Genomic DNA, 22,013 nt, shown 5'->3' with positions numbered 1-22,013 from the left:
CTTCTTCGCGTCCCGACTCCAGTGAGCCCGACTGCCTGCTGAACGGAGAACTTCCACTCAGCAGGCGGGCCGCTTAAACCATCGTATACGCCTTGGGCGATGCCGCATCCTCCTGACTCACCCCCGTACACTGCTCCCGTTGCGCCTTGTGCGCTTCCTCCATGCGGGCCACATCTGCAGCCTTGATGTAATAGCCGTGATCGTCCTTGAAGCTATGCAGGATGGCAGTGGCAATCATGCCGATAAATCCCAGAATGGCCATCCACCAGATGTACCAGATCAGACCAAAGCCCAGCACAAAGCTGAATCCGGCGATGATCAGCCCGGCGCCGGTGTTGCTCGGCATGTGGATATCCTTGTAATCCGCCTGGTGCTTTTCCCTGACGCCATGCTCTTTCATGTCCAGATAGGCATCAATGCCATGGACTTCCGGCAGCTCGGCAAAGTTATACGGAGCTGGAGGCGAGGCTGTGGACCATTCGAGCGTACGGGCATCCCACGGATCGCCGGTCAGGTCCTTATTGTGGGCGCGCTGGTGAATGCTGACGAGCAGCTGCGCTATCTGACAGATGATGCCGCACAGGATGGTCAGGGCACCGACAGCTGCCACGATCAGCCAGGGATGCCAGTCTGGGTTGGCATAATGGTTGAGGCGGCGCGTCATGCCCATGAAGCCCAGCACATAAAGCGGCATAAAGGCCAGGTAGAAGCCGACCACCCAGAAAAACAAGGCATAGCGTCCAAGCCTTTCGTTTAGGGTGAAGCCAAACATCTTGGGAAACCAGTAGGTGATGCCGGCAAAGTAGCCGAACAAGGCACCGCCGATGATTACGTTGTGGAAGTGCGCCACCAGGAACAGGCTGTTGTGCAGGACGAAATCAGCCCCGGGGACAGCCAGCAGCACGCCGGTCATGCCACCGATGGTAAAGGTCACGATGAAGGCAACGGTCCACAGCATCGGGGTAGTGAACTGAATTCGCCCCTTGTACATGGTGAACAGCCAGGTAAAGATCTTTACGCCGGTTGGAATGGCAATGATGCTGGTGGCAATGCCAAAGAATGCGTTGACGTTAGCTCCTGAGCCCATCGTGAAGAAGTGGTGCAGCCATACGAGGAACGAGAGCACCGTGATCGCCACCGTAGCCCAGATCATCATGTTGTAACTGAACAAGCGCTTGCGGGTAAACGTCGCGGTCACTTCAGAGAACACACCAAACGCCGGCAGAATCAGGATGTACACCTCGGGATGGCCCCAGGCCCAGATGAGGTTCACGTACATCATGGCGTTGCCGCCCAGCTCATTGGTGAAGAAGTGCATTCCTAAGTAGCGGTCCAGACTCAGAAGCCCCAGGGTTACGGTCAGGATCGGGAAGGCTGCCAGAATCAGCACGCTGGTACAAAAGGCCGTCCAGGTAAAGATCGGCATTTTCATCAACGTCATACCGGTGGTACGCATCTTCAGGATCGTGACGAAGAAATTGAGGCCGGTCAGCAGCGTGCCGAGGCCTGAGATCTGTAAGCTCCAGATGTAGTAGTCCACGCCAACGCCAGGGCTGTACTTGATTCCGGAGAGCGGCGGATAGGCGACCCAGCCCGTCTTGGCGAACTCGCCCAGGCCGAGCGACAGGTTGACCAATACTGCTCCGACAACGAACAGCCAGAAACTGAGCGAGTTGAGGAACGGGAAGGCCACGTCACGTGCACCAATCTGCAGCGGTACCACCACGTTCATCAGGCCGACCACCAACGGCATGGCTACGAAAAAGATCATGATCACGCCATGGGCGGTAAAAATCTGGTCATAGTGATGCGGAGGCAGGTAGCCCTCTGCGCCACCCGCCGCAATGGCCTGCTGGGCACGCATCATGATTGCATCCGAGAACCCCCGAAGCAGCATTACCATGGCGACGATGATATACATCACGCCGATTCGCTTGTGATCGACCGAGGTCAGCCACTCCGACCACAACCAGCGCCACTTGCGAAAATAGGTGAGTGCACCCACAGAGGAGAGGGCCACCAGAATAATGAAGCCGATGGCGCCCATGATAATAGGTTCATGAATCGGAATGTCCGATACACTGAATCTTCCGTACATTCGCGTTGCTCCTCCAATGTAACTAGGCGTAATGACCTGAACGCTGGAGATTTCGTTAGTTCCACTCAATACCCTATCGAACCCGCCTCAGGTCTTTTGCAGGCCGGTGTTTAGGATGGGGCTCAACGAGCATTGGCGGCACGAAGCGAAAAGAGCGCCATGCCTTTAGTGCTGGTCCCGGTACCGCTCAAGAATTGCAATGCCGACAGCTCGCATTTCCCAGCGAGTCCAGAATGGCGCATTCAGGATGTTCGTTGCCCGGGCACTGATCCACCAGCTGTTGCAGGGTGTCACGCAGGCTCGCCAGTTCAGCGATCTTGCGGTTCAGCTCATCCACATGGGCGCTGGCCAGGGCCTTGACCTCGGCGCTAGCGCGGTGTCGATCACGCCAGAGCCCCAGGAGTCTGCCGACTTCCTCAAGCGAAAATCCCAAGTCTCGCGAGCGCTTGATAAAGGCCAGCGTCTCCAGATCACTGGTGCGGTACTGTCGATAACCACTGGCGCTGCGCCCGGCTGGGTCCAGCAGCCCGATATTTTCGTAGTACCGGAGCATCTTGGGGGTAAGCCCGCTTGCACGGGCGGCTTGGCTGATGTTCATGACTGACTCATCTTCTCTGGTTGCCAACGTTTGAGCAGTAAAGCGTTACTGACAACGCTCACGCTGGAAAAGGCCATAGCAGCCCCGGCGAAGACCGGGTCAAGCAGGCCAAACGCCGCCAGCGGAATACCAATGACGTTGTAGATAAAGGCCCAGAACAGATTCTGGCGAATCTTGCGATACGTACGACGGCAGATATCCAGCGCCCCCGGCACCAATGCCGGGTCGCCACGCAACAGGGTAATCCCGGCGGCATGCATGGCGACATCAGTCCCGCTGCCCATGGCGATACCCACATCGGCGGCCGCCAGGGCGGGTGCGTCGTTTATCCCGTCACCCACCATCGCCACACAGCGGCCTTGCGACCTGAGCTGCTGTACGACCGCGGCCTTGTCGGCTGGCAGCACTTGGGCATGAACGTCTCGAATACCGGTCTGCCGTGCAACAACCCTTGCGCTGCCTTCGGTATCACCTGTGATCAGATGGCTGCTGATATGGTGCTTTTCAAGCGTGGCAATTGCATGACCCGCTCCCGGCTTGAGCTCATCGCCAAAGGCCAGAAGGGCCAGTACCTTTGGTTCGGGCTGCTGCTCAATCAGCCAGGAAAGCGTGCGACCTTCCTTTTCCCAGGCGTTGGCCTGAGCGAAAAGCGGACCTTTATCGAGCGCTAGCTCATAGAGCAATTGCCCGTTAGCCAACGCCAACTGCCGGTGGTCGATCTGGCCCTCAATACCGCGCCCCGGCAGGGCGCGGATATTCTGTGCAGCAGGTGCGTCCAGCAGGTTCTGCTCGCAGGCAGTGAGAACGGCTTGAGCCAAAGGATGTTCGCTGCCGCGTTGCAGGCGGGCCGACAGGGCAAGTGCCTCTTTCTCACTTACGGTATCTGTCGCCAAATGAATCAGGCGAGGCTGCCCCGAAGTCAATGTACCGGTCTTGTCAAATGCGACGGTATCCACGGCATGGGCTATTTCCAGCGTCTGCGCATCCTTGATCAAAATGCCGTAGCGTGCCGCGACGCCTGTTCCGGCCATAATGGCCGTAGGCGTGGCCAACCCTAGGGCGCAGGGGCAGGCAATCACCAGAACGGCGACGGCATTGATGAGCGATGTTTCCCAGCCTGCGCCTGCCAGCAGCCAGCCAACCAGCGTCAACAACGCGATACCCAGCACGACGGGGACGAACACCTCACTGACGCGATCGACCAGGCGTTGAATGGGCGCCTTGGCGGCCTGGGCGTCCTCTACCAGCCGGATGATACGCGACAGAACGCTTTCATTGCCTAATGCGGTTATGCGAACCGTCAGCATACCCTCGCCATTGATGGAGCCTCCCGTGACACGATCACCCGGTCCTTTGGCCACTGGACGGCTTTCTCCACTGATCAAGGCTTCATCGGCGTAGCTGTCTCCAGACTCCACGAGACCATCGACGGGTATCCGTTCACCGGGACGGATACGTACCCGATCGTCTATCTTGAGCTCCGCCAGACTGACCTCCTGCTCCAGTCCGTCGTTGGATAACCTAAAAGCCCGTTCCGGTCGCAAGGCTTGCAGGGCACGGATGGCATCACCGGTCTGCTGCTTGGCGCGGCTTTCCAGGTATTTGCCCAGGCGGACCAGGGCGATGACCACGGCAGCCGCCTCGAAATACAGGTGCGGCGTACTGTGAGGCGGTGCGCTCCACCACTGGTATAGGCTAAGGCCATAGGCTGCGCTGGTGCCAAGGACAACCAACAAATCCATATTGCCGGAGCGGGCCCGCACAGCCTTCCATGCAGCTACATAAAAGCGAGCACCCAGCAGGAACTGAACGGGTGTTGCCAGTGCAAACTGCACCCAAGGTGGCAGCATGGCGTGGATACCCAGTGGTTGCAGCAGCATCGGCACAATGAGGGGAAGGGCCAATAACAAAGCGAGTATCAGGGCACCTCGTTCCCGGGCCAAACGCTGCCCAGCCGTTTTGTCATCATGGGTGGTAGCAAGTCGGGCCTCATACCCCGCCTTGCCGATGGCGACCAGGAGCAGGCTCGAATCTGTTCCCGGTATCAGCTCGACATGGGCCTGTTCGGAGGCCAGGTTCACGCTTACGGTATTGACGCCCGGAACCTTGCGCAGCGCGCGCTCGACCCGGTTGACGCAACTGGCGCAGGTCATGCCGGTGATATCAAGTTCGAGCGACTCGGTAGGAACGCTATATCCTGCGCGCGTAATGGCTTGCTGCAAGATAGGAAGCGATCCCTCTGGTGCGTGGACCCGGACACGCTCATTGGCCAGATTGACGCTGGCGCTTTCCACACCTTCAACTTTTCTGAGCGCACGCTCCACCCGGCCGGCGCAGGCCGCGCATGTCATGCCGTGTACGGGTAGATCGAATTCGGTCATGGTTAATCTCCTCATCATAGGATAGAGGATCAACCTTGACCTCGTGTTAAGGTCAAGCCCTGCCGATCAATCCTTGATCAGGGGCAACATGCCGGGCAATACCCGGTCCCGACGCGCCACGTAGTGCCAGATCGCCATGCTGGCATGTCCTAGGATCAACAGGATAAACGCATACTGCACGGTGACATGAACCTGCTTGGCTGCACTGCGAAGCGCTTCAGGCAAGGGCAGGGGGCCAAAGCTGAACAACCAGAAGTAGTTGACAGGGCGAACGCTGAAGATAAGCCCTGTGATGGGCATGAGAAAAAGCAGCGCATACAGCACCGCATGCCCCAGCTTGGCCAGTTTCTGCTGAAGCACGGCATTCGGCGGCAACAGGGCTGGTGAGCCATGTTTGAAGCGAATCATCAGACGAATCACGGTCAGAGCCAGAACGGTAATGCCCAGCGATTTATGCAGGGTGAAGACATCGGCTCCGCTGCCCAGTAGCCCACTGAAAAAATCTTCGAAGTAGGGAAGGGAAATGATGAGGATGACCAGAGGGGCCGTTAGCCAATGCAAAAGAATCTGTGCATTCGAATAACGCGGCAGTGTAGCCATGAGCGAGTCCCTATCCGCACGGTGTAGTGGTGATAGGCCGTTCTTCCGAAAGGGCAAGGCGACCTTCCGCAATAATAGGTGACTTACCGTGCTAACAGAAGCTGTCGGACTTGACCTTGACCTCGTGGGAAGGTTGAGAATGAAATTTTCCCGTCAGGAGATACCCCATGCATACCTTTAATGTACAAGGCATGAGCTGTGGCCACTGCGTCAAGGCGGTTACCCAGGCGATCACCGCATTGGACGCATCGGCCAGGGTCGACGTGGATCTGCCAACCGGCAAAGTCACGGTAGTCAGTCGCGAAGCTCCCGAGCCGCTGCTGGAGGCGATTCGCGAAGAAGGTTATTCCGCTGAAATCGCCTGATCCCAGTCCCGCACCAGGCCCCGGAAGAGGATATCGAACATTGCGGTCGAATCCTTGACCGGGTCAAACAGGCCGGGGTCGCGCAGCCAGTCGCTGATCAGGCCAATGAACATCGAATGCACGGCAAAGGCAGCCATGCGAGGCGTGACGCCCGGTTGCAGCCGCTTTTCCTGATGCTTCCATAGCTGCTCGCACAAACCTATGAACTGTGAAATAAAGGCGTTATTGCGCTCCTCGGCCTCCCGCAACTCGTCGGTAAATTCACAGCGATGCAGCAGAATGGTCATGACCCGGCGACTGCGCTCATCCTGAGTCAGCCGGTGCATGCCGTTCACACAGACATCTTTCAAGGAAATAATCGGATCTCGTCCCTGACAACCGCAGAGTTGCTGATTAAGCACTTCCATGGGGGTACGAACCTCGTTGAGCATCTCATGGAACAGATGTGCCTTGTTCTGGAAGTGCCAATACACAGCGCCACGTGTGACTCCGCATTCACGAGCTATCATCTCAAGGCTAGTATGCGCCACGCCATTGGCGAGAAAGAGCTGTTCAGCGGCCTCAATAATGTCGCGTCGGGTCTGCTCGGCTTCTTCTTTGGTTCTGCGCATAAGGTTCGTATGAAAATCAAGGATTAAAACGATAGTTTAACGGTTGGCCGTGTATTTACAAACATTGTTGTATGTAACAGCATGGCAGTTCATCGCTTTTGGGCCGCTGGCCCCCTCCGGATCTCCTCAATGACATTTCGCATTTTGTTAATGCTGGGTGCGCTCAGCGCGTTTGCGCCGTTTGCCATCGATATGTACCTGCCGTCTTTCCCGTCACTGGCAAAAGCCTTTTCAACGGATGTGGAACACGTCCAGTTGAGCCTTTCGGCGTATTTCGCAGGCTTGTCCATTGGACAACTGTTCTACGGACCGCTGGCAGACCGGTTCGGCCGGCGTATACCGCTGCTCACGGGTATCGTTCTGTTCACCCTTGCCTCATTGGCTTGTGCCATGGCGCCTACGCTGGAATGGCTGATTGCAGCGCGTTTCGTTCAGGCATTAGGCGGTTGCGCAGGCATGGTGATTTCGCGTGCCGTAGTGCGTGACTTGTGCGATCCGATTCATGCTGCCAAGGCGTTTTCCCAGATCGTTCTGGTGACCGGGGTTGCGCCGATCCTCGCGCCGATTGGCGGAGGCTTCCTACTCAATCATGTTGGATGGCAAGCCATTTTTATCAGTTTGGTGGTCTTTGCCCTTCTATGTGGCAGCGCGGTTGCGCGCTGGCTACCAGAAACCCTGCCGCCCGAGGCACCGCGTCCATTGTTGCGCAACGCGCTGCGGCAATACTGGCAAATGTTGAGTGACAGGAACTTCATGGGGTTTGCGCTTATCGGCGGCATCTCCATGGCAGGTATGTTTGCGTATATCGCAGGCTCTCCGTTTGTGTTCATCAACCTGTACGGTGTACCGGCAGAGCATTTCGGCTGGGTGTTTGGTAGCAATGCGGCAGGATTCATCTTATTTAGTCAGATTAATGCGCGCCTTTTGAGCCGGCACGGCCCATCCTGGCTGCTGACAAGAGTCACGCGGTTTTACGGGGCGGCCAGCCTTGTGCTGTTCATTATCGCGGCCTTTCAGCCCGCCATGTTGTGGTGGATCTGTGTGCCGCTGTTTTGCTGCATCGCCTCGCTGGGTGGCATCATTCCCAACGCTTCAGCATGCGCGATGGCTGGTCAGGGGAGCAACGCAGGCAGTGCGTCTGCACTGTTGGGATGCCTGCAATTTTCCATCGCGGCCTTATCGTCCGCGGCGGTAGGAATGCTGCATGACGGTACGGCACGGCCAATGGCGGCAATTATTGCGATCTGTGGCGTGGCAGCAGCGGTGCTGGCCTGGCTGACAACACGTACAAGGCCAGCACCCCACTGATCCGATCAGGCCGGAAGGCTTTCCGGCAGCTTATGAGGGGCTTTCAATCGAGCATTGAGCTTGTCGACGTATGTACGCGCTTCGTCCTCGGTTCTAAAAGTGATGGCTTGATCATCCAGACGAACTTGCCAACTACTTTGAGGCGAGCGCGTCAACGGGCGGACTTCAATTTTCATTGCGTATTCCCCCTTCCCTCGGTTGTCGGTGGGCGCTTAGTGTAGACCTCACTTAGGTTACAGAAGCGTGACGTGGATCAAGTTAGTGACCGGTGGTAATCGTAATACCATTTCTCGAACGCTTCCGGTGGAAGCGGAGGGCTGAACAGATACCCCTGGCATTGCTGACAACCGAGTTTGCGGATCACTTCAAGCTGTTCGTCGGTTTCAACGCCTTCCGCCAGAACGCCGAGGCGCAGACTGTGCCCCAAGGCAATAATGGCAGACGCAATGGCCTGATTGCCATGTTCACCATTATCGGTACGGATATCGCGCATGAAGCTCTGGTCGATCTTGAGTTTATCCAGTGGGAAACGGCGCAGGTAGGCAAGCGACGAGTAGCCAGTGCCAAAGTCATCGACTGCAATGCGCACCCCAAGCGCTTTCAGAGCCGCAAGGCTGGTCAATGCCATCTCGACATTTTCCATCAGCGTTCCCTCTGTGATTTCCAGCTCCAGCTTATTGGCAGGCAGATGTTGTCGATTCAGTGCTCTGGTAATGCGCTCGGCCAGATCGGCTTGGGCAAATTGCCGTGGAGACAGATTGACCGCGACGATGTCGAGTTCGATACCTTTGTCGAGCCACTCCCGGATCTGGTAGCAGGCCTGCTCCAGGATCCAGAAGCCCAGAGGGACGATCAACCCGGTTTCCTCGGCCAGGGGAATGAAGTCGGCCGGGGAGATCATTCCAAATTCGGGGTCGCGCCAGCGCACCAACGCTTCTGCGCCAATGGGTTGGCCCGTTGCGACATCAATCAGGGGTTGGTAATACAAGACAAAATCGCAGCGTTGCAACGCTACGCGCAGACGTGATTCCAAGCTTAACCGCCGACGAGCCTGTTCTGTTAACGCCTGCGTATAGAAGCGGTAGGTGTCGCGACCCTGGTTCTTAGCCAAGTGCATGGCCGCGTCTGCATTGCGAATCAGCTCGTCGGCAGTGCTACCATCGCTGGGGTAGACACTGATACCCAGGCTCAAGCTAAGAAAGACCTCCTCGCCATCTTCCAGACGTAGCGGGGCTTCTAACAGCTGGCGCAGCGTTTGCGCCAGCGTCGCCACTTCATCGAGCCGTTCGAATTGCTCAAGGATGACCAGAAACTCATCTCCTCCAATGCGGGCCAGCGTATCCTCGGGTCTCAGGCCGGATCTGAGGGTATTGGCTACTGCGTTGATCAAATCATCCCCTGCGGGATGGCCATAACTTTCGTTAACGGTACGAAAATGGTCGAGATCAAGCAGCAGCACGGCCAGTTGACCCTCTCCCTGCAGCCGTTTCAAGGCATGATCCAGTCGGGTCCGGGCGAGCAGGCGGTTGGGCAGATCAGTTAGTGGATCGAAATGGGCCAAATGGGCCAGCCGTGCTTCGCTTTCCTTGAGTTGGCTGGTATCGCTCAGCACCATCACGAATTGATGTTGGTCCTGCTGGCTGATTTGTCTGATGTTGAGCCAACCAGGGAAATTCATGCCATTGGGCCGGCGCCATAGCACCTCGCCTTCCCAGTGACCCTCCCTTAGCAAGGTGCGCCACAGGGTGCGATAGAAATGATGATCCTGACGACCACCCAGCGGCAGCGGCAGTTTCTGACCTTGCAGCTCGGTGATGGAGCGGTTGCACAAGGCCTGGAAGGTCGGGTTAGCCACGAGAATACGGCGTCGCTGATCGAGCACTACGATGCTGTCACGGCTGTTTTCGAAAAGAGCCGCTGCCTGACGCAGCGACTGCTCCTGCATTTTACGCAGCGTTATGTCTTCGATGATTGCAATAAAATAGTGTGGCTCGCCCTGCGTACTTCGAATCAGGGTAATGTTTAGATCGACCCAGATGATGTGCCCATCCCGACGCACATAGCGTTTTTGAAGTTCATAGCTATCTATTGTGCCGGCGAGCAGTTCCCGGATCCGCTCGGCACCGGAGGAAAAGTCCTCGGAGTAGGTTACGTCATGAACCGTCAGGTTTTTTAACTCGTCGTGTGAATATCCCACCATCTGGCAAAAGTATCGATTGGCTTGCATCCATTTGTAGTCGAGCCCTACCAAGGCAATCCCAATGGCCGCATGTTCGAACGTAGCGCGAAAACGGTGCTCAATCTCGTCCCGCTCTTGAGTATGACGCTGTTGCCGGATGGCCAGTGCGGCCAGGCGGGTAAATTCGTTGACCAGCGCAATGGTGGTCTGCTCGGGTGAGGTGAGTGTGTGGTAATAGATGCCAAATACCCCAACAGCACTCTCGGTCTCATCACGAATCGGCAAGGACCAGCCGGAGCGGATATCGGCCTGCCGGGCAGCCGCGCGCAAACCCTCCCAGTTCGGGTCGTGCTCGATGTCCTGGCTGATAACCAGCCCGTTACGATAGACCGCTGCACCACAAGTGCCTGAGTCTGGAGCGATAGGTGAGTCTTCCATGGCATTGATATACGCATCCGGAAGGCTAGGCGCTGCGCTAACGCGGAGTTTGTTTCGAGAGTAATCCGCTATTTGAATAATAATGCGCATTTCAGGGAATATGTCTTCCAGACGCTTGGCAATACCCGTAAGGATGCTGCGTTTGGAATGCCCCAATAGGAGCTCGTCGAGCACGGCATTGCGGGCGCGCTGTAAGGCGTCAGCCTGAAACTGATGGTGGATATCGGTGAGGGTTCCCTGAAGACCATCATCAATGACCTTGTGAATCCTGAACGAAACCCAGCGATGCGCGCCATCCGCTTGGCACAGGCGCAGCGTGGCAGACCAGTCTTGTCGCGTACCGTCACGAAACTCATTGAGCATCTGGCGGATGGGCTGGCTTTCCTGGCTATGGAAACACTGGAAAACCGAAACGCCTATTGTTTGAGCGATGGGTTTATTGGTCATCCGCTCCCAGGCTGAGCTGAGAAAACGCCAATGTCCGTCTATATCGACCAGAAAGGCCACAATCGGAAGATGAGCGATTATGTCCTGATAATGATGTGTTTTAGCATGCCTCTGATCGACAGGCTGAGGCGGGGAGGGGGCATCGACAGCCTGTTCAGTGGCGTTTAATGTTTGCTGCAGTTGCTCTACATGCCGCTGCAACTCATCGAGCAGCTGTTGGCGCGCGTGCTGCTCTCGACGAACATAGAAATAGAGCAGGACGGCAATGCCACAGACAAAAAGAATGCCCTTGGTCGTTTGCAGAGTACTAAGTGTACTGGTATTGAATGACGCATGATCTAGAAGGTAGTCAGTGACAGCTACCCACGCAATGCCGATCAGGGCGTACAGACCAGCCAAGCGAAATGGATGAAATGTCCGCATCCGTGTCCCCATCGTTCGCGCGAAGCGAAAGCTGATATCCACAGTGGACAGGGTAGCGTGTGACGAGGTTCACCGCCATGCCATTGGCCTGATGCTTGATAGCTCTCTGAAAGCAGCCCGGCAGCCTTTCACTACCGGGCTGCTGGCGATCAGAAGCCTTCCAATACGATCTTGCCCTTGGCCTTGCCGCTTTCCAGCAGGGCATGGGCGCGACGCAGGTTCTCGGCGTTGATCTTTCCGTAATGCTCACCGAATGTAGTGCGCAGTACACCGCTATCGATCAGCTGAGCCACCTCGTTGAGCAGGTTATGCTGCGCCTGCATGTCCGACGTCTCGTACAGCGAGCGGGTATACATCAGCTCCCAGTGCAGCGACAGGCTCTTGCGCTTGAGCGGTACGGCGTCCAGCGACTCAGGATCGTCGATCAGGCCGAGTTTGCCCTGAGGCATCAGAGACTCGATGATCTGCTCATAATGACGATCGGTCTGGGTCAGGCTCGCGACATAGGTAACCTGCGGAATGCCGATGCGCTTGAGCTCCTCGCTGAGCGGTTTGCTGTGATCGATCACATGATGCGCGCCGAGTTCGGTTACCCAGGTCTGCGTCTCAGGACGAGAAGCCGTACCGATGACGGTCAGCCCGGTCAATTGGCGAGCCAGTTGCGTCATGATCGAGCCCACACCGCCCGCAGCGCCCACGATCAGCAGGGTTTCGCCACGATCGGCCTTGTCACGTGTGACACCCAGGCGATCAAACAGCAACTCCCACGCCGTAATGGATGTCAACGGCAGCGCAGCCGCTTGAGCGAACGCCAGCGATTCAGGCATGCGGCCTACGATGCGCTCGTCGACCAGCTGAAACTCGCTATTGCTGCCCGGACGTACCAGTGATCCGGCATACCAAACTTTGTCGCCCGGCTTGAACAGGGTGACATCGCGGCCTACCGATTTGACGATGCCGGTAGCATCCCAGCCCAGAATGCGCGGCTGCGACTCATCGGCATGAGGTACGTAACCCTGGCGAACCTTGGTATCCACCGGGTTCACCGAGACAGCTTTGACTTCAACCAGAAGATCACGTGAGCCTGGGGTTGGTTCGGGGAGTTCGATGTCCTGCAGACTATCCGGGTTATCGACAGGCAGGCACTTGTAATGGGCAACGACTTTCATGCTGTCTTCCTCAGGAGATACGGTACATTTTGGTTACGCTGAATTTCTCAGCGGTACGCTCGATAACCGGCAGGGCGGCCTGAAAGTGCGGCGTTGCCTCGTGCTGGGCCAAGGACGCTTCGTCACGCCATTGTTCGATCATGTGAAACGTGCGTGGCTGCTCGGCATCGCGATGGAAGTCATATTGGATGCAGGCATCTTCTGCACGGCTCTGCGGCTGCAGACCACGTAGGGTTTGTTCCAGCTCAGCTTCAGAGCCTTCTTTGGCAACCAGGGTAGCAACCAGTGTCAGGGGAGTAGTCATCGTATTTCTCCTGTGAAATGGAAATATAGTGTTCTCTTTCAGCGGGTGATAAAAGCCGCTATAAAGCAAGGATCTTTCAATAGAATTTTGAAAATGATCCGTCTGGCTGACTTACAACTGTTTGTTAGGACTGTGGAATGCGCCAGTCTTTCCGCCGCTGCGCGAGAATTAGGTCTGTCTGCGGCAGTCGCAAGCGCGGCACTGAAGCGTCTGGAGGATGCGCTCGATACCAGACTGCTGGCGCGCTCGACCCGAAGCCTTCGGCTAACCTCTGAAGGGCAGATGTATCTGGAGCACGCCCGACAAGCCTTGCAGAGCCTTGAGGAAGGGCAGCGCTTGCTGGAAAGCGGCAAGGCTGGGATCAGGGGTGTGCTGCATCTGTCGGCACCTTCGGATCTGGGTCGCAATCATCTACTAGAATGGCTAGACGAATTTCAGGCGCTGCATCCTGAGGTAAGCTTTCGACTGCTCCTGTCCGATCACCTGAATGATTTGTTTCGTGAGTCTGTAGACATTGCCATCCGGTATGGCGCACCTGAAGATTCTTCTCTGGTGGCCTTGCCCCTCGCTCCGCTCAATCGACGTGTACTGTGTGCGTCGCCTGCATACTTTCAACGACGAGGCCGTCCTCAGCAGCCGGACGAACTGCGTCAGCATAATTGCCTCTGCTATATGCGAGGTTCCAGGGCTCATGATCGATGGGTATTCGATGATGGCAAGCGACAGGTCACGGTCACCGTTCAGGGCGACCGCATAAGCGATGATGCTGATGTTATTCGACGCTGGGCCGTGGCCGGACAGGGGCTTGTCTATAAGTCGTGGCTGGATGTCGCGAATGATGTCGAAGCGGGGCTACTGGAACTGGCGCTACCGGAGTGGCATGGCGAAGTAACGCCGCTTAACCTGCTCTGTCCACACCGCGCCCAACTATCGAGCGCCGTGACGCAATTGAGGGATCTGATCCGGCTGCATTGCCAGAGGCTTCTGGAAAAAGCGCCCTGGCAAGGCCTATAGACAGAAATCAGGCGTAGGGGGCAAGCTGCTGAATAAGTTCGGCATGCAGCGTCTTGTCACCACAGGCGATGATTGCACCGCCATTCTGCGCGTCGCCACCATTCCAACTGGTCATGACACCGCCAGCGCCTTCGATGATCGGAATCAGCGCCTGGACATCATAGGGTTGTAGACTCGCCTCGATAATGACATCCACAAAGCCCGACGCCAGCATGCAATAGGCGTAACAGTCACCACCGAAGCGAACCAGCTGGGCCTGTTCGGCAATGCGTTCAAACGCTGCCAGACGCTCTGGTGTATCAAGGATCTGGGGGCTTGTACACATCACACGGGCCTTGGAGAGGCTGGCACAGGCGCGGGTCTTTAGCGGGGCGCCATTGAGCCAGGCGCCTTCTGGTGTGCCGACAAAGCGCTCGCCTGTGAACGGCTGATTCATTACGCCGATGACGGGGCGAGAGCCATCGTTCAGGGCGATCAATGTACCCCAAAGCGGTAGCCCGGTAATGAAGGCGCGCGTGCCATCGATAGGGTCCAGCACCCAAGTCAGCGAACTGCTTCCGGTAACAGCGTCTTCTTCTTCACCCAGAATGCCGTGTTCCGGAAATTCGCTCAGGATCAACTCACGCATGGCGCGCTCGGCGGCCTTGTCGGCCAGCGTGACGGGGTCGAATAGGCGACCGCCTTTGTCATCCACCTGAAGCTGCGAGCGGAAATACGGCTTGATAGCCACGGCGGCGGCATCGGCCAGGCGCTCGGCGAACTGTTGATACTGGGTCGTTTCAGCGGCATTCAAAGGCATTGAAGTTCTCGATAGCGATTACGGATAGCACAATGAAAAACGGCCGCACGAGGGCGGCCGATAGTACCTGTCAGACCAGGCGGGCGTCCAGGCTGTTCTGGGCCAGGCGCTTGGCTTGATCCTGAGTCATGCCCAGGCTTTCGTACAGTGCCATGAAGTTTTCGGTCACGTAGCCGCCGAAATAGGCTGGATCGTCAGAGTTCACGGTCACTTTCAGTCCACGCTCGAGCAGCTTGAGAATGTTGTGCTGGCTCATGTCATCAAACACGCACAGCTTGGTGTTGGACAGTGGGCAGACCGTCAGCGGAATCTGCTGGTCGATCAGGCGGTGCAGCAGGCGCTCATCTTCGGCTGCACGGACGCCATGGTCGATACGGACCACATTCAGCAGATCCAGAGCTTCCCAGATGTACTCGGGCGGGCCTTCCTCGCCAGCATGTGCCACAGCAACAAAGCCTTCGCTGCGCGCTCGGTCGAAAACACGTTTGAACTTGCTTGGCGGATGACCCATCTCGGAGCTGTCCAGGCCAACCGCAATAAAGGCGTCACGGAAGGGAAGCGCCTGATCCAATGTCTTCTGGGCTTCGTCTTCAGACAGGTGACGTAGGAAGCTCAGGATCAAGCCGCTGGTTACACCCAGCTTCTGCTCGCCATCCTTGAGCGCCTGCTGGATACCGCGCAGAACTACTTCGAACGGAATACCACGGTCCGTATGCGTTTGTGGGTCGAAGAACGGCTCGGTATGAATGACGTTTTGTTCCTTGCACTTGAGTAGGTAGGCCCAAGTCAGGTCGTAAAAGTCTTCTTCAGTGCGCAGAACATTCGCGCCCTGGTAATACAGGTCCAGAAATTCCTGAAGGTTGTTGAAGGAGTAGGCTTTGCGCAGCGCCTCGACATTCTCGAAAGGCAGCTGGATGCCATGGCGCTCAGCCAGCTTGAACATGAGCTCGGGCTCGAGCGTGCCCTCCAGATGAAGATGAAGTTCGGCTTTGGGGAGGGCATTGAGCCAGTCGTACATGGTGGGATTACTCATTAACAGCGATTTGCCCGGAATTATGTCATGCCCACCGGCGCTGCGCAGGTCTTTACTGCCTGAGCGGGGCATTGAAGCAGGCAAAGCGCTATTAATGCCCGTGCAGAGTGTCAGGCCAACGCCTTGCAGTCTGGCAGCCTCCCGGCCCATCTCTGTGTTGTCTATTGTGGAAAAGACGAGCAGGAAAAGCGTTCAGATAGAAATCCTCAACTAGCAGCTCGATCTCGCCTACAGGTTGCCAGTCGTTTTCAGAAAGAGCCCTGTGGCACGAGGGCATTTTGGCGGAGGGCGATGATTTTTTGCGGGCCGATGGCGAAATCACGCGCTGAAACATGTCGTAACCCTATGCCGTCAATTGGCTGGCCTTTCGCCGCATGAGGCGAGTCTTTCAAAGGATACGACTTACATGGTTTCAACATTGAGGGGCGAAGCATTCCTGCTGATCGCCATTATGGCCGGCGTGCTGGCCTATGTCTTCGAGCATCAATTGATAGGAAGCGGCCAGACGATTGCCTTGGTCGGGGCGGTAGCCCTGATCGCAGCCATCATCTGCGCTGCCATGCGTGTTGCTCACCATGCAGAGGTGCTTGCTGAAAAAGTAGGTGATCCCTACGGTACGATGATCCTGACGCTTTCGGCGGTGCTGGTAGAAGTGATCATCCTAGCCATCATGATGGGGCACGATCATTCGCCGACCCTGGCGCGAGACACGATCTACGCAGCTGTTATTCTCGATATCAATGGACTGATCGGCTTGGCCGCTCTTCTTGGAGGGCTCAAGCATGGTGAGCAGCGCTACAATGATGATTCCAGCCGTAGTTATGGGGTAATGATCCTGACCGCAGTGAGTATCTCCATGCTGGTGCCGGAATTCATCCCGGTCGAGCGCTGGCATGTCTACTCCGGCTTTACCATTATCGTAATGGTCTTGATGTATGCCCTGTTTCTGAGGATGCAGACTGGTCCCCATAGTTACTTCTTCAGCTACAACTATCCAGAAAAGAAGAAAAAGAAGCCTGCTGGTGACTCAACTGTCGTAGAGCACGAAGCGCCAGCGAATACAGGGTTATCGGTTGGTCTGTTGATTGTAGGCGTGGTAGTGACAGGCGCATTGGCCGAAGTCATGTCAAAATCACTGGACGCTGGTCTTGAAGGGCTGCCGGTTCCGCCTATGGTGTCTGCCTTGGTGGTTGCTGTTATCTCGGCCAGTCCAGAGATTCTTACTGCCTTGCGTGCAGCTATGGCCAACCGCATGCAGTCTGTTATCAACATCGCGTTGGGAGCATCGCTTTCGACCGTTATTCTAACGGTGCCGGTTGTTGAGGCCATTGCACTTTATACCGGGCAGCCTATGCAAATGGCTATGACCCCAGTACAGACGGTCATGATGGGTGTCACCCTCATCATTGCTGCCATCAATCTCAATGACGGTGAGACCAATGCAATTGAAGGCATGACTCACTTTGTACTGTTCCTGACCTTTATTATGCTGACAATCATCGGTCTCTGATCCTGAGGGCGGGCTTGGTAATGCTTGCCCGCTCCATGCATTGTTCAGAAAGTGGCAACTTGAAAATTCAATGCACCTTATTTTCGGCCTGCCATATTCTTAGTAACAATTGGGATTACTAGACTCCTAATAAACGGCTAGGCAAGGGAAGGCCTGTAGGCCATTAGCACTAGGGTAGGGCTGAAAATCTATAGGAGAGCAAGATAAAGGAGCAATCCGTCATGGAGTGATCAAAAAGTGATCAATTTTCCCTAGGCCGCGCAACATATGCGTTTGGCACATGTATCCTTGGCTTATCCACAGCCCCATCCACGTTAAGTGTGAGCAAATCGAGCCTCTCAACGCGCCTGCTAATCCTATATACGCTTTGAAATCAAGCACTTATTCTGGATTGGTAGCAGAAATCCTGTGGATGGATAAGTCCGCTCCGTAATACTCCTCCTCTTGCGTCAGACGCAGACCAAGCACTTTCTTGATGACGCCATAAACGATTAGTCCGCCTGCCAGTGCAATCGCTACGCCCATACATGTGCCAATCAGCTGGCTTACAAGGCTTACGCCTCCACGGCCTTCCAGCACGGGTTGCCCGAAGATGCCACATGCGATACCACCCCAGACGCCGCATAGGCCGTGCAAAGGCCAGACGCCCAGAACGTCATCGATTTTCCATTTCACCTGGGTGGCAGTGAATGCCCATACAAAGAGCCCTCCAGCAACCAAGCCTGTTGCCAATGCACCAATAGGATGCATCAAATCCGAACCGGCACAAACTGCAACCAGCCCAGCTAACGGACCGTTGTGTAGAAAACCTGGATCGTTTCGCCCAAAGATAAGCGACGCCACGACACCGCCTACCATGGCCATCAATGAATTTACGGCAACTAGACCGCTTACGCCGTCCAGTGTCTGAGCGCTCATGACATTAAAGCCAAACCAGCCAATAATCAGAATCCATGAGCCAAGTGCGAGGAAAGGAATATTGGAGGGAGGGAACGCCACCAGCCGCCCATCACGATAACGACCGTTACGGCGGCCGAGTAACAGGACGGCTCCCAATGCAAGCCAACCCCCAACGGCGTGCACCACAACCGATCCGGCAAAGTCATGAAACTTCGCGCCAAAAGAGGCTTCAAGCCAAGCTTGTACGCCGTGGTTGTTATTCCAGACGATTCCCTCAAAAAACGGATAGATAAAAGCCACGATTAGAGCCGTTGCGCAGAGCTGTGGTGCAAACCGTGCCCGCTCAGCAATACCGCCAGAAATAATCGCCGGAATAGCGGCTGCAAATGTCAGCAGAAAGAAAAACTTCACCAAGGCGTAGCCGTTATCGGCCATTAGCGCTTCAGCCGGGCCAAAGAAGTTGACGCCATAGGCAATCCAATACCCGATAAAAAAATAAGCCAGGGTAGAAATGGCGAAGTCGGCCAGTATTTTTGATAGCGCATTGACCTGGTTTTTCTGGCGAACCGTGCCTACTTCCAAAAAGGCAAAACCAGCATGCATGGCCAAAACCATGACAGCGCCTACCAGAATGAATAATGTGTTGGATCCGTGGATCAGAATGCTTACGGCGCTTTGCAGTTCGTTCATGATTGGCAATTACACAAGAATGAATAACGGCACCAAAAACAATCAGTACTCAAGGTCAGTGCACTAGAACGGCGCATTTTGCCTGACGTGATTTACATGCTTTTATGTTAGGTGCAGATGTTAAATGGCAGAGAAGGCGAGCCCACAAGCCTCAATTGCACGCTTGCAGGGCAGGGTCTCTCTCCTGCGCACCATAAGGCAGCAATTCTTGTGCCGTTCGAAGCGGTGAAGAGCGAAGTTATACGCTTCGCTTGGGCAGTTTTATTCCTGGATACGGTGCAACGCTATGCGGCCCCGGCTAACATCTGCCAGAAAGCGCTCTAGAGGAGAAAGATGCTCTTCCGGCAAAGCCAGGCGAATATCGACACCCGAGGCACCGAATGCTTTGTCGTCTAGAAGAGTATCAAACTCATGTAGTCTGGATTCGAGCAGGGGAAGCTCAGAATAAGTGCAGTGGCAGGCCACCAGAACTCGAGGTACTAACTCCACACGCTCAGCCTGTTGAAGGCATTTGGCAGCACAGCCTCCATATGCGCGCACCAATCCACCTGTCCCCAGCTTTATGCCACCGAACCAGCGTGTTACCACTACAACCACACGGTCACAGTTCTGTCCTTCGATGGCCGTTAGGATGGGGCGGCCGGCAGTCCCGCCAGGCTCGCCGTCATCGTTGAACCGATATTGTTGGCCAAGCTTCCAGGCCCAACAATTGTGAGTAGCGCCAGGGTCGCTGACCCGGTCAATAAAAGTCTGCGCATCGGCAGCACTTGAAATAGGCGCAGCAAAGGCCTGAAAGCGACTCTTGCGGATCTCTTCCTGAAACACCGCTTCAACTAATAGTGTTTCGCTCATATGCGAGCCGGCAGCTGAAGGCTACAGCCCTTGAATATGATATGAGTCAACGTATGGGGCGCTGCCTCGAAATCCTGGTCAGTCAATTGGTTGCGTCCTGTCACATGGCAGAGTTGGCTGGAAAAGTCAGCATAGTGCTAAGTGCTGCCCCATAGCAGGAAAATAAGATGTACAGGGTCAACGGGATCCATTTTGCCGTGTTTGATCCATGCTTCAAAGACAGCTGCCTGCTGCCTAAACCAGTTCCGGTAGTCCTGATCGAAATATTCATACAGGCAAATACCGTCACCAACAATTTCCATGGCAAAAATATGCGAGGCTAGAAGGTACCGCCGAGAAAGCGTCATTTTGGCTTGAATGTAGCGAGCCAATACTTCGGCAGGATCTTCTTCAAACGTAGGCGTTAGATGTACTGCCAGAGCTCAAGGATATTGGCCAGCAGAGCCATATGAAGCCTAACGTGTTATTGAAACAGTAATGTACGCTGGCCTTGGGCAAGCCGACCCGCTGGGCAATGGTATTCATGAAGCCAGTCAGGGCCTCAGGAGTGCCGCGTTTCGAGAACGGCGCTTGATAAAATGAGTAGCATAAGCAGGCGCAGCGCATCAAATAGGCACTGCGCCTAAGCTCTTAGAAATGATATTTGGCTATCACGCTAAAAGTATTCTGGTCCGTGCGAAAAGCTTGGCTGTCTTTGATGCCGTATTTGTCAGACCAGTAATCGTACTCCACCCCTACATACATATGCTTGGCTTCGTAGCCCATCGCCTTGCCAAGGTCATATTTGATCTGTGGGTTAAAGTGGAAATTGGCGTGATAGCTGCGACTAGGAGTTTTGTTATCGTTTCTATTATTAACGACCCAGTCGATGTAGCCGTCAAACAGGATATCTGAAGTCCCCGCCGGCAAAGTAATGGACCATGCGGGCGTAACCTGCCAGGCGCCTGAGCGAACCCGGCTACCTTCAGGCTTGCGATAGTAGAAGTTCAGAGTAAAGAAATTGAAGCCGGGCACCTTCAGATCGAAACCAGGGCCGATCAGGTAGCTATCGACATCACCTTCACCAAACTCATAGGTAGTGGCCAGCAGCACATCAGTGATCGGGCCAAGCTCTAATTTGGTACCCGTCAGCTTACCCAGCGAGAAGCGAGGGCTGAATTCGCCATAGTAACTGTGATGGCCATTGGCGTTGGAGCGCCCGACACCGTTGTACCAACTGTTATCGACAAAAAACCAGATATCGCCCCATGACCAGTCACTGGCATGTTCAAAGGTGATCGTTTGCTGGGTATCAGGATCAACCTTGTAATTTTGCCCGTATAGGTAGGTAAGGCTATTGTCCTGCCAATGTAACATGTCATCAGCCATAGCATTTCCTGTTAACAACAGGCCGCTGGCTAATACAACGGAAGAAAGGGCGCGGCTCATTGTCTGCTCCTAGAGAAAAGTCGTTTTTTAGTAATAAACGCTCCAAACCTGTCCGCTCGGTCAGGCTTTTCCCCGTTTAGCAAGAACAGAGCCAAGGTTTGGGCGGCGGCATTCTACAGAGGTCTAAGCCAAGCGAAAGGGCTTTTTGAGTCAATCAGGTAAGCGGTAGGTAAGGCCGACAGGTAGGCTTTTCGCCGTGCCAAAAAATGAGCACCGTGTAATAAGAATTCGGGCGCTTTGTCGATATAAAGGAAAGGCTCTGTTCCACGCTTGAGCAGAGCAGAACATCATCACCACAGGTGAGCAGGAGAAATCAACATGCGGCATCCCCTAAAGCTGTTAGCAGGCATTCTGGCGTTTCACGCTAGCGTCACCTGTGCCCAGACCATTAATAGCCCGGGCGCTGCAGGCGGCTCTCCTTCAGTCTTGATGATTACGCGAGGGGATACAGCCACTACATCCGCCTGTGATGTTGGCATTTACCTTAAGAACGAACTGGCCTCCCGCTTGATGGCTGGCGAAAGCGTTTCCTTTAACCTGCCGCCGGGCGAAACCACTGTTACGCTGCGTTCGCTAGGTGCTGGCTATTGCTCTGCTCCAATGGCTTCTATAAAGAGTCAGTCATTGTTGCTTGCACCCGGAGAGATAAAGCAATACCGCGTCGTCCAAAGTGAGCAGGGCTACTTCCTGGCGCCTGTCGATCTCTATCAAGATCGATAAAGGTTGATTACAGATATATTTCAAATAAAGCTTGACCTGTGAGCGGAGGGGCCTATAATGCGCCCCACTTCCGCTGCAACGGAACAGCAAAAAGCCTTGTAGATCAATGGTTTAGCTGTTTACTCAGGGTCAGGCCTCCGGTCTGG

Annotated in this window: 19 protein-coding genes and 1 pseudogene; 5 read left to right on the top strand and 15 right to left on the bottom strand. The window is 55.3% G+C overall.

Annotation, left to right across the window (positions count from 1 at the left end):
- Window positions 1-73: 73 nt before the first annotated feature.
- From cyoB to QWJ10_RS11875, 4 genes are all read right to left on the bottom strand, one after another.
- Window positions 74-2,098 carry a cytochrome o ubiquinol oxidase subunit I gene (cyoB, locus tag QWJ10_RS11890; RefSeq protein ID WP_074822539.1) on the bottom strand — a complete coding sequence of 675 codons (2,025 nt, stop codon included), beginning with the start codon at window positions 2,096-2,098 and terminating at the stop codon, window positions 74-76.
- 187 nt (window positions 2,099-2,285) lie between these two features.
- Window positions 2,286-2,696, bottom strand: coding sequence for a Cu(I)-responsive transcriptional regulator (cueR, locus tag QWJ10_RS11885; protein WP_019364931.1), 411 nt, complete (start codon window positions 2,694-2,696; stop codon window positions 2,286-2,288).
- Window positions 2,693-5,092 (bottom strand): heavy metal translocating P-type ATPase, encoded by a 2,400-nt coding sequence (locus QWJ10_RS11880; protein WP_289927217.1) that lies wholly within the window; start codon window positions 5,090-5,092, stop codon window positions 2,693-2,695. The genes cueR and QWJ10_RS11880 overlap by 4 nt, the downstream gene beginning before the upstream one ends.
- A gap of 51 nt (window positions 5,093-5,143) precedes the next feature.
- A complete protein-coding gene (locus tag QWJ10_RS11875) occupies window positions 5,144-5,677 on the bottom strand; it encodes a cytochrome b (RefSeq protein WP_150346755.1) in 534 nt (177 codons plus the stop codon).
- A gap of 167 nt (window positions 5,678-5,844) precedes the next feature.
- Between QWJ10_RS11875 and QWJ10_RS11870 the strand changes: the two genes are divergently transcribed.
- A complete protein-coding gene (locus QWJ10_RS11870) occupies window positions 5,845-6,042 on the top strand; it encodes a cation transporter (protein WP_289926565.1) in 198 nt (65 codons plus the stop codon).
- Here the strand turns inward: QWJ10_RS11870 and QWJ10_RS11865 are convergent.
- Window positions 6,021-6,653, bottom strand: coding sequence for a TetR family transcriptional regulator (locus tag QWJ10_RS11865; protein WP_010795513.1), 633 nt, complete (start codon window positions 6,651-6,653; stop codon window positions 6,021-6,023). The two genes, QWJ10_RS11870 and QWJ10_RS11865, sit on opposite strands and share 22 nt — an antisense overlap.
- 129 nt (window positions 6,654-6,782) lie before the next feature.
- On the opposite strand from QWJ10_RS11865, the gene QWJ10_RS11860 reads away from it, so the two are divergent.
- A complete protein-coding gene (locus QWJ10_RS11860; RefSeq protein WP_289926561.1) occupies window positions 6,783-7,961 on the top strand; it encodes a Bcr/CflA family multidrug efflux MFS transporter in 1,179 nt (392 codons plus the stop codon).
- A 5-nt stretch (window positions 7,962-7,966) separates the two neighbouring features.
- Here the strand turns inward: QWJ10_RS11860 and QWJ10_RS11855 are convergent, their stop codons facing one another.
- The 4 genes from QWJ10_RS11855 to QWJ10_RS11840 form a co-directional block, all read right to left on the bottom strand.
- Window positions 7,967-8,137: a hypothetical protein gene (locus QWJ10_RS11855; RefSeq protein ID WP_010795511.1), complete on the bottom strand. Its 171-nt coding sequence runs from the start codon at window positions 8,135-8,137 to the stop codon at window positions 7,967-7,969.
- A 77-nt stretch (window positions 8,138-8,214) separates the two neighbouring features.
- Complete coding sequence (locus QWJ10_RS11850; RefSeq protein ID WP_289926556.1) at window positions 8,215-11,448, bottom strand: EAL domain-containing protein; 3,234 nt, start codon at window positions 11,446-11,448, stop codon at window positions 8,215-8,217.
- A gap of 149 nt (window positions 11,449-11,597) precedes the next feature.
- On the bottom strand, window positions 11,598-12,617 hold the full coding sequence (locus tag QWJ10_RS11845) for a zinc-binding alcohol dehydrogenase family protein (protein WP_289926553.1): 1,020 nt from the start codon (window positions 12,615-12,617) through the stop codon (window positions 11,598-11,600).
- Between the two features lie 10 nt (window positions 12,618-12,627).
- Entirely contained in the window at window positions 12,628-12,921 is a 294-nt protein-coding gene (locus QWJ10_RS11840) for a putative quinol monooxygenase (RefSeq protein ID WP_019364940.1), read from the bottom strand.
- A gap of 93 nt (window positions 12,922-13,014) precedes the next feature.
- On the opposite strand from QWJ10_RS11840, the gene QWJ10_RS11835 reads away from it, so the two are divergent.
- A complete protein-coding gene (locus QWJ10_RS11835; protein WP_289927215.1) occupies window positions 13,015-13,935 on the top strand; it encodes a LysR family transcriptional regulator in 921 nt (306 codons plus the stop codon).
- 7 nt (window positions 13,936-13,942) lie between these two features.
- Here QWJ10_RS11835 and hisN read toward each other — a convergent pair whose 3' ends face one another.
- Entirely contained in the window at window positions 13,943-14,734 is a 792-nt protein-coding gene (gene hisN, locus QWJ10_RS11830; protein WP_122041816.1) for a histidinol-phosphatase, read from the bottom strand.
- 70 nt (window positions 14,735-14,804) lie between these two features.
- Window positions 14,805-15,752, bottom strand: a complete 948-nt coding sequence (locus QWJ10_RS11825; RefSeq protein WP_074822673.1) for an adenosine deaminase — start codon at window positions 15,750-15,752, stop codon at window positions 14,805-14,807.
- Between the two features lie 421 nt (window positions 15,753-16,173).
- Here QWJ10_RS11825 and QWJ10_RS11820 point away from each other — a divergent pair, with 421 nt between their 5' ends.
- The gene (locus tag QWJ10_RS11820) at window positions 16,174-17,277 is read left to right on the top strand and encodes a calcium:proton antiporter (protein WP_019364944.1); all 1,104 of its coding nucleotides are present in this window, start codon (window positions 16,174-16,176) and stop codon (window positions 17,275-17,277) included.
- A 381-nt stretch (window positions 17,278-17,658) separates the two neighbouring features.
- On the opposite strand, the gene QWJ10_RS11815 is transcribed toward QWJ10_RS11820, so the two are convergent.
- The 4 genes and pseudogenes from QWJ10_RS11815 to QWJ10_RS11800 form a co-directional block, all read right to left on the bottom strand.
- Entirely contained in the window at window positions 17,659-18,867 is a 1,209-nt protein-coding gene (locus QWJ10_RS11815) for an ammonium transporter (RefSeq protein ID WP_122041819.1), read from the bottom strand.
- 261 nt (window positions 18,868-19,128) lie between these two features.
- Window positions 19,129-19,719, bottom strand: a complete 591-nt coding sequence (locus tag QWJ10_RS11810; RefSeq protein ID WP_289926544.1) for a YigZ family protein — start codon at window positions 19,717-19,719, stop codon at window positions 19,129-19,131.
- A pseudogene (locus QWJ10_RS11805) lies at window positions 19,716-20,244 on the bottom strand (TetR family transcriptional regulator C-terminal domain-containing protein); the annotation flags it as partial. The pseudogene QWJ10_RS11805 and the gene QWJ10_RS11810, both read right to left, overlap by 4 nt.
- A gap of 105 nt (window positions 20,245-20,349) precedes the next feature.
- A complete protein-coding gene (locus QWJ10_RS11800; protein ID WP_289926542.1) occupies window positions 20,350-21,147 on the bottom strand; it encodes an outer membrane protein OmpK in 798 nt (265 codons plus the stop codon).
- A gap of 318 nt (window positions 21,148-21,465) precedes the next feature.
- Here QWJ10_RS11800 and QWJ10_RS11795 point away from each other — a divergent pair, with 318 nt between their 5' ends.
- Window positions 21,466-21,867 carry a hypothetical protein gene (locus tag QWJ10_RS11795; protein WP_289926540.1) on the top strand — a complete coding sequence of 134 codons (402 nt, stop codon included), beginning with the start codon at window positions 21,466-21,468 and terminating at the stop codon, window positions 21,865-21,867.
- The last annotated feature ends 146 nt before the right edge of the window (window positions 21,868-22,013 follow it).

This window comes from Pseudomonas sp. WAC2 (assembly GCF_030403525.1).
Lineage (GTDB): Bacteria > Pseudomonadota > Gammaproteobacteria > Pseudomonadales > Pseudomonadaceae > Chryseomonas > Chryseomonas luteola.
This window is presented reverse-complemented; position numbering and strand designations above follow the sequence as displayed.

What these genes read in the sequence shown, in the direction of transcription:
- QWJ10_RS11845 (WP_289926553.1), bottom strand. Translation starts at nt 12,617, where the DNA reads ATGAAAGTCGTTGCCCATTACAAGTGCCTGCCTGTCGATAACCCGGAT.
- cueR (WP_019364931.1), bottom strand. Translation starts at nt 2,696, where the DNA reads ATGAACATCAGCCAAGCCGCCCGTGCAAGCGGGCTTACCCCCAAGATG.
- QWJ10_RS11800 (WP_289926542.1), bottom strand. Translation starts at nt 21,147, where the DNA reads ATGAGCCGCGCCCTTTCTTCCGTTGTATTAGCCAGCGGCCTGTTGTTA.
- hisN (WP_122041816.1), bottom strand. Translation starts at nt 14,734, where the DNA reads ATGCCTTTGAATGCCGCTGAAACGACCCAGTATCAACAGTTCGCCGAG.
- cyoB (WP_074822539.1), bottom strand. Translation starts at nt 2,098, where the DNA reads ATGTACGGAAGATTCAGTGTATCGGACATTCCGATTCATGAACCTATT.
- QWJ10_RS11855 (WP_010795511.1), bottom strand. Translation starts at nt 8,137, where the DNA reads ATGAAAATTGAAGTCCGCCCGTTGACGCGCTCGCCTCAAAGTAGTTGG.
- QWJ10_RS11825 (WP_074822673.1), bottom strand. Translation starts at nt 15,752, where the DNA reads ATGTACGACTGGCTCAATGCCCTCCCCAAAGCCGAACTTCATCTTCAT.
- QWJ10_RS11870 (WP_289926565.1), top strand. Translation starts at nt 5,845, where the DNA reads ATGCATACCTTTAATGTACAAGGCATGAGCTGTGGCCACTGCGTCAAG.
- QWJ10_RS11835 (WP_289927215.1), top strand. Translation starts at nt 13,015, where the DNA reads ATGATCCGTCTGGCTGACTTACAACTGTTTGTTAGGACTGTGGAATGC.
- QWJ10_RS11815 (WP_122041819.1), bottom strand. Translation starts at nt 18,867, where the DNA reads ATGAACGAACTGCAAAGCGCCGTAAGCATTCTGATCCACGGATCCAAC.
- QWJ10_RS11810 (WP_289926544.1), bottom strand. Translation starts at nt 19,719, where the DNA reads ATGAGCGAAACACTATTAGTTGAAGCGGTGTTTCAGGAAGAGATCCGC.
- QWJ10_RS11880 (WP_289927217.1), bottom strand. Translation starts at nt 5,092, where the DNA reads ATGAGGAGATTAACCATGACCGAATTCGATCTACCCGTACACGGCATG.
- QWJ10_RS11795 (WP_289926540.1), top strand. Translation starts at nt 21,466, where the DNA reads ATGCGGCATCCCCTAAAGCTGTTAGCAGGCATTCTGGCGTTTCACGCT.
- QWJ10_RS11840 (WP_019364940.1), bottom strand. Translation starts at nt 12,921, where the DNA reads ATGACTACTCCCCTGACACTGGTTGCTACCCTGGTTGCCAAAGAAGGC.
- QWJ10_RS11820 (WP_019364944.1), top strand. Translation starts at nt 16,174, where the DNA reads ATGGTTTCAACATTGAGGGGCGAAGCATTCCTGCTGATCGCCATTATG.
- QWJ10_RS11850 (WP_289926556.1), bottom strand. Translation starts at nt 11,448, where the DNA reads ATGCGGACATTTCATCCATTTCGCTTGGCTGGTCTGTACGCCCTGATC.
- QWJ10_RS11875 (WP_150346755.1), bottom strand. Translation starts at nt 5,677, where the DNA reads ATGGCTACACTGCCGCGTTATTCGAATGCACAGATTCTTTTGCATTGG.
- QWJ10_RS11860 (WP_289926561.1), top strand. Translation starts at nt 6,783, where the DNA reads ATGACATTTCGCATTTTGTTAATGCTGGGTGCGCTCAGCGCGTTTGCG.
- QWJ10_RS11865 (WP_010795513.1), bottom strand. Translation starts at nt 6,653, where the DNA reads ATGCGCAGAACCAAAGAAGAAGCCGAGCAGACCCGACGCGACATTATT.